The sequence below is a fragment of the Phenylobacterium sp. genome, assembly GCF_036402295.1.
Classification (GTDB): Bacteria; Pseudomonadota; Alphaproteobacteria; order Caulobacterales; family Caulobacteraceae; genus Phenylobacterium.
The window spans coordinates 31,189-46,087 of the sequence record NZ_DASWTE010000302.1; the positions used below are offsets into that span (position 1 = coordinate 31,189).

18 protein-coding genes are annotated in these 14,899 nt (G+C 70.6%); 1 reads left to right on the plus strand and 17 read right to left on the minus strand.

What is annotated here, in order from left to right:
- Positions 1-27: 27 nt before the first annotated feature.
- The 3 genes from VGD44_RS18285 to crcB are packed head-to-tail and all read right to left on the minus strand — an operon-like array spanning position 28 to position 2,878.
- Entirely contained in the window at positions 28-1,524 is a 1,497-nt protein-coding gene (locus VGD44_RS18285; protein ID WP_331089770.1) for a putative 2OG-Fe(II) oxygenase, read from the minus strand.
- Entirely contained in the window at positions 1,521-2,498 is a 978-nt protein-coding gene (locus tag VGD44_RS18290) for an RluA family pseudouridine synthase (RefSeq protein WP_331089772.1), read from the minus strand. The genes VGD44_RS18285 and VGD44_RS18290 overlap by 4 nt, the downstream gene beginning before the upstream one ends.
- Positions 2,495-2,878, minus strand: coding sequence for a fluoride efflux transporter CrcB (crcB, locus tag VGD44_RS18295; protein ID WP_331089774.1), 384 nt, complete (start codon positions 2,876-2,878; stop codon positions 2,495-2,497). The genes VGD44_RS18290 and crcB overlap by 4 nt, the downstream gene beginning before the upstream one ends.
- A 56-nt stretch (positions 2,879-2,934) precedes the next feature.
- On the opposite strand from crcB, the gene VGD44_RS18300 reads away from it, so the two are divergent.
- The gene (locus tag VGD44_RS18300) at positions 2,935-4,185 is read left to right on the plus strand and encodes a hypothetical protein (protein WP_331089776.1); all 1,251 of its coding nucleotides are present in this window, start codon (positions 2,935-2,937) and stop codon (positions 4,183-4,185) included.
- Between the two features lie 2 nt (positions 4,186-4,187).
- Here the strand turns inward: VGD44_RS18300 and VGD44_RS18305 are convergent, their stop codons facing one another.
- The 14 genes from VGD44_RS18305 to VGD44_RS18370 all read right to left on the minus strand — a co-directional run.
- A complete protein-coding gene (locus tag VGD44_RS18305; RefSeq protein ID WP_331089778.1) occupies positions 4,188-4,676 on the minus strand; it encodes a CC0125/CC1285 family lipoprotein in 489 nt (162 codons plus the stop codon).
- A gap of 74 nt (positions 4,677-4,750) precedes the next feature.
- Positions 4,751-5,476: an RluA family pseudouridine synthase gene (locus tag VGD44_RS18310; protein ID WP_331089780.1), complete on the minus strand. Its 726-nt coding sequence runs from the start codon at positions 5,474-5,476 to the stop codon at positions 4,751-4,753.
- 10 nt (positions 5,477-5,486) lie between these two features.
- Positions 5,487-5,927, minus strand: a complete 441-nt coding sequence (locus tag VGD44_RS18315) for a hypothetical protein (RefSeq protein ID WP_331089782.1) — start codon at positions 5,925-5,927, stop codon at positions 5,487-5,489.
- Between the two features lie 73 nt (positions 5,928-6,000).
- Entirely contained in the window at positions 6,001-7,308 is a 1,308-nt protein-coding gene (locus VGD44_RS18320) for a replication-associated recombination protein A (RefSeq protein WP_331089785.1), read from the minus strand.
- An 18-nt stretch (positions 7,309-7,326) separates the two neighbouring features.
- Positions 7,327-8,727, minus strand: a complete 1,401-nt coding sequence (locus tag VGD44_RS18325; protein WP_331089787.1) for a Do family serine endopeptidase — start codon at positions 8,725-8,727, stop codon at positions 7,327-7,329.
- A gap of 75 nt (positions 8,728-8,802) precedes the next feature.
- Positions 8,803-10,047 carry an MFS transporter gene (locus VGD44_RS18330; protein WP_331089789.1) on the minus strand — a complete coding sequence of 415 codons (1,245 nt, stop codon included), beginning with the start codon at positions 10,045-10,047 and terminating at the stop codon, positions 8,803-8,805.
- Positions 10,044-11,306, minus strand: coding sequence for a TCR/Tet family MFS transporter (locus VGD44_RS18335; RefSeq protein ID WP_331089791.1), 1,263 nt, complete (start codon positions 11,304-11,306; stop codon positions 10,044-10,046). The genes VGD44_RS18330 and VGD44_RS18335 overlap by 4 nt, the downstream gene beginning before the upstream one ends.
- Before the next feature lie 52 nt (positions 11,307-11,358).
- The gene (locus tag VGD44_RS18340) at positions 11,359-11,826 is read right to left on the minus strand and encodes an SRPBCC family protein (RefSeq protein ID WP_331089793.1); all 468 of its coding nucleotides are present in this window, start codon (positions 11,824-11,826) and stop codon (positions 11,359-11,361) included.
- Positions 11,823-12,146, minus strand: a complete 324-nt coding sequence (locus tag VGD44_RS18345) for a metalloregulator ArsR/SmtB family transcription factor (RefSeq protein WP_331089795.1) — start codon at positions 12,144-12,146, stop codon at positions 11,823-11,825. The genes VGD44_RS18340 and VGD44_RS18345 overlap by 4 nt, the downstream gene beginning before the upstream one ends.
- A 154-nt stretch (positions 12,147-12,300) precedes the next feature.
- Positions 12,301-12,756, minus strand: coding sequence for a VOC family protein (locus VGD44_RS18350; protein ID WP_331089797.1), 456 nt, complete (start codon positions 12,754-12,756; stop codon positions 12,301-12,303).
- A complete protein-coding gene (locus VGD44_RS18355; protein ID WP_331089799.1) occupies positions 12,749-13,222 on the minus strand; it encodes a VOC family protein in 474 nt (157 codons plus the stop codon). The genes VGD44_RS18350 and VGD44_RS18355 overlap by 8 nt, the downstream gene beginning before the upstream one ends.
- A gap of 1 nt (position 13,223) precedes the next feature.
- A complete protein-coding gene (locus VGD44_RS18360; protein WP_331089801.1) occupies positions 13,224-13,703 on the minus strand; it encodes a VOC family protein in 480 nt (159 codons plus the stop codon).
- Between the two features lie 311 nt (positions 13,704-14,014).
- The gene (rplQ, locus tag VGD44_RS18365; RefSeq protein ID WP_331089803.1) at positions 14,015-14,434 is read right to left on the minus strand and encodes a 50S ribosomal protein L17; all 420 of its coding nucleotides are present in this window, start codon (positions 14,432-14,434) and stop codon (positions 14,015-14,017) included.
- Between the two features lie 177 nt (positions 14,435-14,611).
- A partial coding sequence (locus VGD44_RS18370) for a DNA-directed RNA polymerase subunit alpha C-terminal domain-containing protein (RefSeq protein WP_331089805.1) occupies positions 14,612-14,899 on the minus strand: 288 nt, incomplete at its 5' end.

Consider the following 14,899-nt stretch of genomic DNA (forward strand, 5'->3'; position numbering starts at 1 on the left):
TGGACGGCCGCTCCCGAGGCGGAGGCCCTATGCCGGCACGGCGTCGAACGCGATCGTCAGGCGGCGTTCGTCGGTCGTGAAGGGCACGGTGCCGTGCCACATGTACGACGGGAACAGCACCAGCCGCCCGGGCCTCGGCCGCACGTAGTGCTCCGGCTCCAGCGGCGGTTCGGTCGCGAAGGGCGGCTTGCCGAAGCGGATCCAGCCCTGCTTCTCGGCGCTCTCGAGCGCGCTGTCCGGCGTCTCTACGTAGAAGGCCGACGAGAGCCAGCCCTCGGGGTGGAAGTGGTCCTTGTGGAAGCCGCCCGGCTTCAGGCGCACCGACCAGGCGCCTTCGATGCGGTACTCGCCCGTGTTGCGGGCGCGGGCCGGATCGGTCCCCTGTCCCATCTTCGCCATGTGCGCGCGGATCGGCGCGTCGATCGCCCGGAAGAAGGCCTTGATCGCGGGGTCGGCCGAGCCGGTCAGGCGATAGGTGGTCTGGCTGCCATGGCGCAGCGATTGCGACGAGGGATGGGTCTCGTAGAGGTGGATCCGGTTCAGCGCCGCGGCGAGGTCGGCGAGGTAGGCCGGCAGGCCCGCCCAACCCTCCGGAGCCGTGATGTCGTAGGCGCCGACCAGTCCCTCGAAGTCGTAGAGCTGGGCGTGCAGCGGGTCGCCCACGATCCGCGCCGCGGTCGCCGCCCAGCCGATCAGCGACTGGTTGCCCGGCGAGAACTCGAGCCCCTTGCGTGCCTTGGCCAGCGCCACGTCCGCCCTGCCGCGGGCGAGCTCGACGATCACCACCTGGTTCAGGACGCCGGGCGACTCCGGCACGCGCGCCTCGGCGACCTTGGCCAGGCGTTCGGCCTCGTCCAGCCGGCCCTGCTCCAGCGCCGCCTGCGCGGCCGCCATCACCAGCGCGACCTCGTCGGGCAAGCGCTCGGCGGCGGCGGCCAGCAGCTGGGCCGCCTTATCGGCCTGGCCGGCGGCCTCGAAGAACCTGGCCTTGGTCAGCAGCAGCGGCGCGGGCGGGCCGCCCGAGTGCGCGCAGCGATCCAGGATGGTCTGCGCCTCGTTCAGATCGCCGCGCCGCATCCAGGCCAGGTCGGCGTACTCGGCGGCCGTCTCGGCGCGGCCCGGCGCGCGGCGAAGCGCCTCGCGATAGGCATGCTCGGCGCCGTCCAGGTCGCCGGCCGCGGCCTTGGCGCGGGCCATGACGCCCCAGCTGAGAGCGCCGTCCAGCCCCAGCCGGAAGCCGCGCTCCATGGCCTCCACCGCCTCCGCGCCGTGCCCGAGGTCGCCCAGGGTGGCGGCCAGGTTGTGCCAGGCGACACCGCTGCTCGCGAAGCGCCGGGTGGCCCGGTCGTCGAACACCAACGCCTCCTCCCGCCGGCCCAGCGCTTTCAGCGTCGTGGCGTGCATGGCGAGGGCGCGGTGGCTCGGTTCCGGATGGTCGGCAAGCGGCCGGGTGATCGCCAGCGCCTCGTCCAGTCGTCCGCTGTCCAGCAGGGCCTTCGCCCGATCCAGGGGGTCTTGGCTCAACGGCGCCTCTTGAACGGTTCGGGATCGGCCTCATGCTCCTCGAAGCCGAAGCGTTCGAAGCCGGCTTTCAGCTCGGGGCTGATCGGCGCTTCCAGCATCAGCGTCCCGCGCGAGGGATGCGGCAGCACCAGCCGCCGCGCGTGGAGCTGCAACTTCAGTCCTTCGGACAACGCGACCGAGGCCTCGTTGTTGTACTTGGGGTCCCCCAGGATCGGGTGGCCCATGGCCAGCATGTGCGCCCGCAGCTGGTGCGTGCGCCCGGTGTGGGGCCAGAGCGCCATCCAGGCGGCGCGCGGGCCGGCGCGGGCGACTGTGGTGAACTCGGTCTCGGCGGCCTCGGCGCGCTCGTCCTTGGGATCACAGGGGACCATCATCTCGCGGTCGCCGACGCCCTTCTTGGCCAGGGGCAGCTCCAGCACGCCCTGGCCGGGTTTCGGGAAACCCGCCACGATGGCCCAGTAGATCTTCTGCGCCCGGCGCCTGGCGAACGCGCCGGCGAGCTTCGCCGCGGCGCCCGGCGTCTTGCCCAGCACCAGCACGCCCGAGGTGTCGCGGTCCAGGCGGTGGACCAGCCGGGGCCGCTCCAGGCCCTCACCCCAGGCCGACAGCAGCCGGTCGACGTGCTTGGTGGTCTTGGTGCCGCCCTGCACGGCCAGGCCCGACGGCTTGTTCAGCGCCAGCACCTCCTCGTCCTCGTAGATCACCAGGCTCTTGGCGTAGGCGGCCTCGCGCGGGTCGATCTGCCCCTTCTCGCGGGGCGGCGGGGCGTCGGGGAGCGGTGGCACGCGCACCTGGCTGCCGGCCGAGAGCCGCGTGTCGGGCTTGGCGCGGGCGCCGTCCACGCGAATCTGCCCCGAGCGGGTCAGCTTCTGGATCTGGATGTGGTTCAGATGCGGCCAGCGGCGCTTGAACCAGCGGTCCAGGCGCACACCCTCCTCGCCCTTGTCGACGTAGAGCGTCCTGACCTCCTTCACACCAGCACCCGCCGCATGAGGTAGAGGCCCATGAACAGCGCCGCCACCGACAGCACGACCGACACGAGGCTGTAGCCGAAGGCCTCGCCCCAGGCGCGGCGCTCGATCATCAGGGCCACCTCCAGCGAGAAGGCCGAGAACGTGGTGAAGCCGCCCAGGACGCCGACGCCCAGCAAGAGCCGCCACTTCTCCTGGTCGGCCCCGCCGCGGAACGCCAGCGCGCCCACGAGCACGCCCATCAGGAGCCCGCCCAGGACGTTGACGGCAAGGGTCCCATACGGCCAGCCGTGGCCCAGGGTCCGCACCGCCTGCACGCCGACGAGATAGCGCAGGACCGCGCCGGTCGCGCCGCCGCCCGCCACGAGAAGGAGAGTCTGCATCTCGTGCGCTTATGCGCGGCAAGACTTCGTTTGCCAACGTCAGCGAAGGTGACGGCATGTCGCGCGCCCCCGCTGACATCACCCGCATCACGGCGGCCGCGGACGCGGCCTCTGTGTTGGAGCGGCTGGCCGGTTCCGACCGGCTGGAGCGCGGTGCTGTCTTCATCGTCAGCGTCGAGGCGATCAGGGAGCGGTCCGGCGACCGCTGGGACAAGAAGCGCGACGACGTCTGGGGTTATCTCGGCCGCAAGCTGAACGAGTATCTCTCGTACCAGGACATCCACCATCGGCTCAGCGAGACCGAGGTCCTGGTCGCCATGACCACCGAGGACGGCGTGGCCGCCCAGGCGGTGGGCATGAAGGTGCTGGAGGACGTGCTGGAGTTCTTCCTGGGCGCCGCCGAGCGCAAGGACATCCGCATCCGCGCCGTCAACCGCATCGACGGCCCCTATCTCGCCTGCAACGACATCGACCCCGAGGCCATCGCCACCGCCCGCGCCACGGCCCGTCACTCCGATCCCGAGCGCGCCCAAGCGGTGTCGCCGTACCGCAGCCTGGTCAGCGCCGAGGCCGAGCGCGAGCGCAATCCCGTGTCATTCGTAGCCTCCAACGGCCAGAAGCTGCAGATCGACTACGCGCTGGAGCACGTGGTCAGCCTGCGCCACGGGGTCACCGCGGTGCTGCGGGTGGAGCCGACCGTGGCCTTCCACGCGACCGGCGAGGTCATCCCGCCGCGCAAGTTCCTGAAGCTGGCCGACGAGGACATGCACGCCATCGACCGGGCCACCCTGGCCTTCGGCGGTCTGTTCATGCCCGAGGACGCGCGGCTCCAGCCGCCGCTGATCCTGCCCGCCTCGTTCCGCACCCTGGCCGGGCGCAAGGGCCGCCAGCTCTTGATCAACGTGCCCGGAGCCTCCCCCGAGCAGGTGCGCCAGGGGGCGATGATCGAGTTCGTGGACGTCGACCGCGGCACGCCGAACGGCCGCCTCGTCGAGGTGGCGAGCCTGGTCGGCCGTGTCACCCGCGGCGTGCTGGCCCGCCTGCAGCCCACCCGCGATGCGCTGAGCCCTGTCGCGGGCGCGCGCTTCAACGGCCTGACGGTGGACTTCGCCGACCTCGGGCTGCCGGACGCCAAGCTCGAGGCCTTCATGCGCCTGATGGCCCACCAGATGCGCGGCAAGGCGCCGGCGCTGATCGCGCAGGGCCTGGGCGAGCGCCTGCACCTCGAGATGGCCGACGCCGCCGGCTTCACCCACGCCGCCACCCGCGGCGTCCCGAAGACCGTCAGCCGCCGCGACGTGGCCTGAGGCTAGACCCGCTCGCCCAGCGTGCGGCGCAGCGCCCGGGCGTCATAGGTGTCGGTCCCGCGGGGTCGTTCGCCACGGCCCATCACCACTTCGATCGTCGTCGAGACCGAGGGCCCGGGCCCCAGGCTGATGCTGCCGAGCCCCACGCCGACGCCCACGGCCGAGCGGCGTCCGTAGTTGGCGCCGCCGACGCCCAGGCTCATATGCGGGCCGCGGTCGGGGCGGCCCTGCAGGAAGCGGTCGGCGACCCGGAACCAGTCGTAGCCGTCGGCAAGGGCGAGGTCGGCGGCGCGCAGCAGCGCGTAGTCCTGCACCTGCTGCACCGGCGCGCCCGGACCGCCCTGGAAGGTGACGCGGTAGCGCCCGGGCTCGATCCGGTACTCGTGGTAGCCCACGGCCTGCGGCCCCTGGGCCGGCTGGTACAGCGTGGGCGCGCTGGCGCAGGCCGAAAGACTGAGCGCGGCGGCGGCGATGAGAAGCAAGCGGGTCATGGCGAACGGTCCGAGCGAAAAACGGCGTCCCTTCCGTAGCTTGTAGCCCGAAACGGCCACGGCCGCGCCCCGGTTCAACCGAGGCCGAGCTTTCCGATCAGTTCGGCCATATCCGCAGGCGGCTCGGCCTCCAGCCGCTTCGTCCCGCCGCCGGGATGGGGGAAGCCCAGCGCGCGGGCGTGCAGCATCAGCCGCGGGACCGGATGGCCGCCCACCATCAGCGCCCCGCCGTAGCGCGCGTCGCCCGCGATGGGCCGCCCGATCGAGGCCAAGTGCACCCGCAGCTGATGCATGCGCCCGGTCTCCGGATCGAGCTGCAAGAGCGCCGCGCCCTCGCCCGCCTTCAGCGTCTTGTAGCGCGACCGCGCCGCCTCCGCGTCTGGATGGTCGGCCGCGCAGACCTGCATATAGGCCTCGCGCCCCGCCTCGACCCGGCGCAGCGGCGCATCGATCACCCCGCCCTTCGGCTCGGGCGCGCCGGGCGTCACGATCGCCACGTAGGTCTTGGAAAAAGCCCGCCGCATCATGGCCTTGCCGAGGAAACTTGCAGCCGGGTGGGTCTTCGCCGTCAGGATCACGCCCGAGGTGTCGCGGTCCAGCCGGTGGATCAGCCGCGGCCGCGCCTTGCCCGGCTTCGCGAACGCCCACAGGAGCTCGTCCAGGGTGTTCACCTGCCCGCGCCCGCCCTGGCTGGACAGGCCCGCAGGCTTGTTCAGCGCCAGGATATCGGCGTCTTCGTACAGGACGAGGCCGCGCACGAACGCGACCTCGTCGGCGGTGAGCTTGACCGGGACCTTCACCCCGCGGGGTTTAGCGGAGCACGCCCCGCTTCGTCATCGTCCATGCGAACCAGATGAACACCGCGCAGATCACCACGATCACGACCGGCATGGTCAGGCCCATTTCGGGGCTCGGATTCATCGCCGAGTAGAGCACGTTGCCGATCGCGCCCAGGATCGACACCGCAAAGGCGTGGAACGCCCACTTCGAGCGCAGGAGCAGCAGCACTGCCCCCAGCGCCGAGCCCCAGACCCCGATGGCCCAGACGGCGTGCATCCAGGTCGGGTAGGTGTCCATGTAGGCGATCTGGGCGTCGGTCATGCCCATCTGCCGATAGTAGGGTTCGCCCTGCACGTGGCTCATCGTGTAGTCGAACGCGCCGAAGCCGTTCCAGAGCAGGCTCACCACCGCCACGACCCAGAAGTGCCAGGGTGTGCTGCGCGGGGCTTCGGTTTCCGTCGTTGTCGTCATTCTCGCTCCCTCCCCAGGGATTTCCCGGAGCGGAGCCTAGGCTGCGTCGCCTGAGCGAACAACGGTCGCCGGATCAGCCCTCGCCGCGGCTCCGACGCAGCTCGGACCACCGCTCCAGGCGCTCCTTGATCCGCGCCTCGTTCCCCTCACCGCGCGGCTGGTAGAACTGCCGCCGCGCCATGCCGTCCGGAAAATAGTTCTGGCCCGAGAAGCCCTCGGCGGCGTCGTGGTCGTAGGCGTAGCCCTTGCCGTAGCCCAGTTCCTTCATGAGCCGGGTGGGCGCGTTCAGGATGTGCGACGGCGGCGTCAGCGAGCCGGTCTCCTTGGCGGCCTTCATCGCCGCGCCGAAGGCCATGTAGACGGCGTTCGATTTCGGCGCGCAGGCCAGGTGCACGACCAGTTGCGCCAGCGCGATCTCGCCCTCGGGCGAGCCCAGGAAGTCGTAGGTGTCCCTGGCGGCGTTGGCGAGGATCAGGCTCGTCGGGTCGGCCTCGCCGATGTCCTCGGCCGCGGCGCGGACCAGGCGCCTCGCGATGAACAGCGGGTCCTCGCCGCCGGCCAGCATGCGCGCCAGCCAGTAGAGCGCCGCATCGGGGTCCGAACCGCGGATCGACTTATGCAGCGCCGAGACGAGGTTGTAGTGCTCCTCGCGGTCCTTGTCGTAGGCCGGGCTGCGCTTCTGCAGCACCTGGCCCAGGTCCTTCGTCGACAGCGGCTTGGCCGAGGCGATGTTGAACAGGGTCTCGGCCAGCGTCAGCAGGTAGCGGCCGTCCCCGTCGGCCAGCGCGATCAGCGCCCCGCGCGCCTCGGGCTCAAGCGGTAGCTGGCGCGCCTCGTGCGCCTCGGCCTTGGCCAAGAGCTGCTCCAGCGCCTCGTCGTCCAGCCGCTTCAGCACGAACACCTGGCAGCGCGACAGCAAGGCCCCGTTCAGCTCGAACGACGGGTTCTCGGTGGTCGCGCCCACCAGGGTGACGATGCCCTCCTCCACGAAGGGCAGGAAGCCGTCCTGCTGGGCGCGGTTGAACCGGTGGATCTCGTCGACGAACAGCAGCGTGGCCTGCCCGGCCGCGCGCCGCATCCGCGCACCTTCGAAGGCCTTCTTGAGGTCGGCGACGCCCGAGAACACCGCCGAAAGCTGCTGGAACTCATAGCCGGCCGCCTTGGCGAGCAGCCGGGCGATGGTGGTCTTGCCCGTGCCCGGCGGGCCCCAGAGGACCATCGACGACAGCCGCTTCGCCTCGGCCATCCGCCCGATGGGACCTTCCGGCCCCAGCAGGTGGTCCTGGCCCACCACTTCGGCGAGCGTCTGCGGGCGCAAACGGTCGGCCAGCGGCGACGGCTGGGTCGGCTTCAGGCCCGCGGCTTCGAACAGATCGGCCATGGGCCTGCGTCTAGCATGCTAACCCCGGAAGGTCGCCGTCACCTGGCGGCCGTCGCGCTCGATGGTGAGCTGCCAGGCCGCTTGCGGCTCGCCGACCACGCCCGCCAGGTCGCGGACGCTCTCGATGCGCTGGCCGTTCACGGCGCGGACGATGTCGCCCGGACGCAGGCCGAGGCTGCGCGCGACCCCCACGCCGACGTCCCTCACCAGCACGCCGTTGCCCGCGAAGGCGTCCAGGCCCAGCTCGTCGGCGACCGCCGGCGACAGGTTGACCACCGTGGCGCCGTCGAACGGGTGGCGGCCGGCCAGCTTGCGCTCGTCGCGGGCGGGCGTGGCCGGCGCGGGTTCGGCGCGCAGGGTAAGCTGCTGGTCCTGGCCGTTCGCGCGCCGCACCGTGAGCGGGATGGTCTCGCCCGGTCGGCGGTTGCGGATCACGTAGCTGAGTGTCGCCGCGTCGGTGACCGGCCGGCCGTCGGCCTGTAGCACCACGTCGCCCTGACGCAGGCCCGCCCGCGCGGCCGGGCCGCCAGGCCAGAGGTCGGCGATCAGGGCGCCCTGCGGAGCCGCCAGGCCCAGGCTACGCGCGATCTCGGCGCTCACGGTCTGGGTGCGCGCCCCCAGCCACGGGCGCACCACGGCCCGGCCGCCGCCGGCCGCGGTCTCGACCACCCGGCGCACCACCGCCGCGGGTACCGCAAAGCCCACGCCCGACGAGGTGCCCGAACGCGACAGGATGAAGCTGTTCACCCCGATCAGGTCACCGTCCATGTCGACCAGCGCGCCGCCCGAGTTGCCCGGGTTGATCGCCGCGTCGGTCTGGATGAAGGCCGAGCCCGCCTCCCCGCTGGGGTCGGTGGTCCGGTTGAGCGCCGAGACGATGCCGTTGGTCACCGTCTGGCCGACGCCGAAGGGGTCGCCGATGGCCAGCACCAGGTCGCCCACCTGGGTGTCGTCGCTGTCGTCCAGCGCGAGGGTGGGCAGGCGCTCTCCCAGCGGCACGTCGATCTTCAGCACCGCCAGGTCGGTGCGCGGGTCGGCCAGCAGGATACGGGCGGCGAACTCCCGGCGGTCGTTCAGCGCGACGGTGATTTCCTGGCCGTTTTCCACCACGTGGTTGTTGGTGACGATGACGCCGTCGGGCCGAACGATCACGCCGGAGCCCAGGCTCTGAGCCACCCGCGCGCGGGGCACGCCCGCACCGAACAGCGACCAGAACGGGTCGACCTGCTGGCGCACCAGCCGCTTGGCCGAGATGTTCACCACCGCGGGCGCGGCGCGCCGCACGACGGGCGCGAACGACGCCTTCATCGCCGCCGCGCTCTCAGGCGGCTTGCGGGTGGCGTCGGGCATGGCCGGCTGGGCCTGGGCGGCGCCGGCGGTGAGAGCGATCAGCAGGGGCAGGACGCGATGCGCGCGCATAGGGTCTCCGGTGGTCGAACGGCGGAACGCTACACCGGTTTCCGGCGCAATCATGGCGAAGCCGCCCCGCGGACCCTACTCCGCCGCAGCCGCGGCCGGCGCGGGCTGGCGCGCGGCGGCGTAGGCGAGCGCGAACGCCAGCAGGAACAGCCCGCCCGCCACGTAGATCGCCAGGCCCGGCGGATGGCCATGTCGCAGCGACCAGGCGAAGATCAGGCCGAACACGGCGGGGCCGGCCATGGCGGCGATGCCGGTCAGGCTCTGGTTCGCGCCCTGCAATTGGCCCTGCTCGAAGGGTTCGACCTTCCGCGTCATCAGGCCCTGCAGGCCCGGCATGATGAACCCGGTCAGCGCGAACACCGGCGCGCCCAGGAGGTAGACCCAGCCGATCGACGCCCAGCCGTACCAGATGAAGGCCGCCGCCCCGGCCGCCAGGCCCAGCAGCAGCGTGCGCCGCTCGCCGATCCGCGCCACCGTCGGCCCCACCAGGAACATCTGCACCAGGACACCCAGTACGCCGGTCAGCAGGAAGGTCAGGCCCAGGACGCCCGGGCTCCAGCCGTAACGATGGGTCGTGTAGAGCACGAAGATGGTCGGCAGCACGATGTGGCCGAACTGGAACAGGAAGCCCACGATCGCCAGCGGCAGCAGCCCCAGCCGCGAGCGCAGCAGCCGCAGCGCGCCCACCGGATTGGCGCGCCGCCAGTCGTAGATCTTGGCCCGCCGTTCGGGGGGCAGCGACTCCGGCAGCACGAACAGGCCGTAGAGGAAGTTGGCGAAGGTGAGCGCCGCGGCCGCCAGGAACGGTGTGCGCAGGTCGTGCTCGCCCAAGAGGCCGCCGATCGTCGGGCCGATGATGAAGCCGAACGAGAACGCCGAGCCCATCCAGCCGAACACCTTGGCCCGCTGATCCGGCGGCGTGACGTCGGCCAGGTAGGCGTTGGCGGTCGAGAAGGAGGCCGCCGTGGCCCCGTTCAGCAGCCGGCCCAGCAGCAGCCACCACAGCGTCGGCGCGAACGCCATGAACAGGAAGTCCACGCCCAGGCCCAGCAGCGACAGGAGCAGCACCGGCCGCCGCCCGAACCGGTCGGAGAGCATCCCCAGCAAAGGACCGCAGAAGAACTGCATGATCCCCCACGAGGTGGCGAAGACCACGTTCCACTCGGAGGCCGCCGCCGTGTCGCCGCCCGCCAGCTCGCGGATCAGGTTGGGCAGGATCGGGATCATGATGCCGAACGAGATCGAGTTCATCAGCGCCAGCGCGAAGATGAACCCGAAGCTGGCGCGACGGCCGGCGGCTGCGGACGTCGGATCGGTCACGGGGAAGCAGCTCCGGCAGTCTTGGGCGCCCGGGCCATTACCGTGAGCGCGATGAGGGCGGCGATGGCGTGCAGGCCGGCGGCCAGCAGGAATGCCGAGCCGGGCACGTAAGGGTGTCCCGCCGCGACGAACCAAGCGTAGGTGAACCCGAACACCGTCGGGGCGACAACCCCGGCGAGGCCCGCGAGGCTGGCGTTGGCGCCCTGCAGCCGGCCCTGCTCGCTGGGCGCCACGCGCCGCGTGATCAGGCCCTGGAAGCCGGGGCCGAACAGGCCGATCAGCGAGAACACCGGCGTGGCCGCCAGGAAGCCCCAGCCCTCCGGCGCGATCCCGAACAGCGCGAAACCCAGGCCGCCCAGGACGAGGCCGGCCAGCACCGCGCCCCATTCGCCGATCAGGCCCACCACCCGCTTCACCAGGAGGCCCTGGACGATGATGTTGCAGACGCCGGTGAGGGCCAGCGCCCCGCCCGTCTGCGACAGCGTCCAGTTGTAGCGGTTGGACGCGTAGAGCACGTAGATGGTCGGCAGGACGTAGTGCGCGGTCTGCACCAGCAGGTTCACCAGCGACAGCGGCAGGAGCTCGCGGTGCGCCGCCAGGAAGCCCAGCGAGCTCACCGGATTGGCCTTGCGCCACTCGAAGGGCGCGCGGTCCTCGCGCTTGAGCGATTCCGGCAGGACGAACACGCCGTAGAGCGCGCCAACGAAGGTGAGCGCGGCCGCGGCGAAGAACGGGACGCGCAGGCCGAAGTCTCCCAGGAAGCCGCCGATGGCCGGGCCCACGATGAAGCCCACGCCCCAGGCCGCGCCGATCAGGCCGAAGGTGTGCGCCCGCTTTTCGGGCGGCGTGACGTCGGCGATGTAGGCGTTTGCGACCGCCATGCCTGCCGCCGTGAAGCCCGAGACCACCCGGGCGACGAACAGCCACCAGAGCTCCGGGGCGAAGGCCATGACCAGGTAGTCGAACGCCAAGCCGAACAGCGAGATGAGCAACACCGGCCGACGCCCGAAGCGGTCGGAGAGCGCGCCCAGGATCGGCGAGCCCACGAACTGCGCCAGCGCCCACGTCGTCGAGAAGATGCCGATCCACCCGGCCGCGACGGCGGCGCTACCGTTGGTAAACTCGTTCTGGATGAGCGGCGCGAAGACCGGGATGATGACGCCCAGCGACAGCACGTCGAGCCAGACGCTGACGAGGATGAAGCCGACGGCGGCTCGCCGGCCGCGCACGGCGGCGCCTGCTTCCCGGCCCTCGCTCATGACGTCTCCCTCGCCGTCACCTTGAAACAAAACAAGAACCCGCGCAACCGCGTTACGCCACCGTGTCGCGGATCGAACGCAGCTGCGCCTGCCACCACTCGCCCAGCCGGGTGAGCAGGATCTGGTCGGGGAACCCGTGCCGCGCGGCGCTCTCGGCCGGGACCTGATGGAAGCCGCGGTGCTCGATGCTGACCCGGGTCTCGTCGCCGACGGCCTCGAAGCGCACCTCCACCTCGGTGTGAAGATCCAGCGGGAAGTTCGCTTGCCTCCAGGAGAACGCCAGCCGGTCCGGTGGCTCCCAGGCCAGCACCTTGCCGATCTCGAACACCTTGCCGCTGGCCAGTGTCTCGGTCAGCCGGCCGCCTTCCCCAGGCTCGAACGCCAGCCGCCCGGGCGGCCGCGGCGTGGTTTGGAACATCATGTTCGGTCGCCACCACGCGCCGATCTCCTGCGTGAACACGGCGAATGCACGGTCGGGCGTCGCCTTCACCCGCAGCGCCACATAGACTTTCGAAGTCATCTCTCGATGTGGGCCTTGAAGGCGAGCAGCTGGGCGCTCCAGAGCCGCTCACTCTCCTCCAGCCAACGCAGCAGGTGGACCATGGGTTCGGGCCTCAGGGCATAGATGCGCACGCGCGCGTCGAACTCCGGATGCGACTCCTCGACGAGGCCGCTGGACCGCAGGGTGCGCAGGTGGCGGCTCATGGCGGGCGCCGAGATGTCGAGCTCGCGCGCCAGTTCGCCGGCCGCGCGCGGACGTTCGGCCAGCAAGTCGACGACGCGACGCCGATGCGGATCGGCCAGCGCGGCCAGGGTCTGGTCGAGAGCGGCGGCGGGCAAGGCTACCCCCTCCTCCGCTCATCCCGGCGAATGCCGGGACCCAGATGGACAACTGCAGAGGTGGGTTCCCGGGACTTCGCGCCGATCCAACCCGCATGGGCGCTATGGGATCTGGGTCCCGGCATTCGCCGGGATGAGCGGAACCGGAAAACCATCAGATCCACCCCGTGATCTTGAGCCCGCTGGCGGCTTCCGCCTCCTCGCGGCTCACGGCCTTCACGTTCTGGCCGACCGTCCAGATGTGCCCCTCCGGGTCGCGGCAGCGGTAGGTGCGGTCGCCGTAGAACTGGTCGGACGGCTCCATCAGGATCTCCATGCCCGCCGCCCGCGCCCGCGCGCAGTGGCCGTCGACGTCGCTCTCGATCTGGATGTGGATCGACTGTGTGACCTTGCCGCCGATGGACGCCGGGCTCTTGTATTCGTCGCTCCACTCGTAGCCGACCATCAGCACGCTATCGCCCAGCCGCATCTCGGAGTGGGCCAGGTTCCCGGCGTCGTCCTCGATCAGCATGAAGAGCTCGAAGCCGAACGCCGCCTCCAGGAACCTCAGCGCCGCCTTTGGGTCGCGATAGACCACGGCCGACATCAGGCTTCCGCGCCAGTCAGCCATGGGAGGCTTCCTTCGTGTGCATGGTGTGGCCCGTGGCCTCGGCGATCTCGTCGCGGGTCATGACCTTGACCGTCTGCCCGAAGGACCACGGATGGTCCTCCAGGTCGCGGCAGGTGAAGACGCGGTCGCCGTAGGGCTGGGTCGCGGGCTCGCGCTCGATCTTGGCGCCGATGGCGCGCGCCTGCTCGCAGCACGCGTCGATCCCGTCCTTGAGCTGCACATGCACCGACTGGGTGGAGCGGCCGCCAAAGGCCATCGGGCTGACCGATTTGCCCTCCGGCGGTCCCACGACCATGACGTAGCCGTCGCCGAGGAGGAGTTCCGAATGGACCACGCCGCCGTCGGCGCTCTCCACGATCAGGCGGGTCTCGAAGCCGAAGGCGCGCTCGAGCCAGGCGATGGCCGCCTTCGGGTCCTGGTACCAGAGCAACGGTCCGATGGTGGGCAGGGCGGAACGCTCGTCCATCTCAGGCCTCCTTGAGCGAGGTCGCGAACGTCAGCCCGCTGGCCTTGTGCATGTCCTCGGTCGAAACCACCCGGACCTCCTGCGCGAAGTTCCAGATGTGGCCCTCCGGGTCCATCGCCCGGTAGGTGCGCGCGCCGTAGAACTGGTCGGCCGGCTCGTCGGTGATGCGGGCGCCGGCTGCGCGGGCGTGTTCGCAGTGGGCGTCGAGACCTTCCGGAAGGGTGATGCGCAGGAACACGGTGCCCACGCCGCCCAGGCTGGCGGGCGACTTCATGGCCGCTCCGCCCAGCTGCGGCCCGGCCCACTCGCCGCCGACACCGATGGGCGACCCCAGGCAGTCCATCTCGGCGTGACCGACATTGCCCTCAGCGTCGGTCACCAGCTCGGTGGTCTCGAAGCCGAACGCGGCCTCGAGCCATTTCATGGCGGCGATGGGGTCCTTGTAGAAGATGCAGGGTACGACGGCGGGACGCTGGGTCATGACCAATTTCCTTGCCTTCAGCCGCAATATTTAACGCATATCGCAACTATCTCGTCAAGGCCGAACGCTCGTCCGCGATCCGCCCATCCACGCCTCGGGCCGGCTGCACATGGAGTAGCCGCGCCAGATAGTCGGGCCGGGAACCCGTCGATCGAGATCAGGATGACAGAGGCGGCGCGTCGCGCCCCGGCGGCAGACGGCAAGGAGGCGCAACATGGCGGTCAGATAGCCGCACCGCACGACGCTTTCCGCAAACGAAAAGCCCCGGAAGCTGGGCTTCCGGGGCGTCTCCGAAACTTATGGTGTTCGGACTATTCGTCCGCGCCGAACAGGCCTTCCGCCGTCGGACCCGAATCCTTGCCCTTTTCGGCCGGATCGCGGTCGACGAACTCGATCACCGCCATCGGGGCGTTGTCGCCATGACGGTAGCCGGCCTTGAGCACGCGGATGTAGCCGCCGTTGCGGTCCTTGTAGCGCGGGCCCAGCACGGCGAAGAGCTTGCCGACCTGTTCAACGTCGCGGACCTGGCTGATCGCCTGGCGGCGGGCATGCAGGTCGCCGCGCTTGGCGAGCGTCACCAGCTTCTCGACGACGGGCCGCAGCTCCTTCGCCTTCGGCAGGGTGGTCACGATCTGCTCGTGCTTGATCAGGCTCGCGGACATGTTGGCGAACATCGCCGTCCGGTGGGCGGTCGTACGACCCAGTTTGCGGTGGGCTTTGCCGTGACGCATCTCAAGTTCTCCTGGGCGCTGCGGCCCGCCTGACGCCCGATCTCCTGGGCGTCTGCCTAACCAAGGCCCAGCCTGCTCCCGCCTGGGTCAATACGAAGCGCCGGGACCCTCCACCGCTGTTGCGGCTTCATCGGGCCCAGACCGCCGAAGCGGCCCGGAGCCGGCGCGAAAGCAGTCTTACATCTGGTCTTCGAACTTCTTGGCGAGCTCTTCGATGTTCTCGGGCGGCCAGTTCGGCACGTCCATGCCGAGGTGGAGGCCCATCCCGGCGAGAACTTCCTTGATCTCGTTCAGCGACTTGCGGCCGAAGTTCGGGGTACGGAGCATCTCCGCCTCGGTCTTCTGGATCAGGTCGCCGATGTAGACGATGTTGTCGTTCTTCAGGCAGTTGGCCGAACGGACGGAGAGCTCGAGCTCGTCCACCTTCTTCAGCAGCGCCGGGTTGAACGGCAGTTCCGGCTTGGC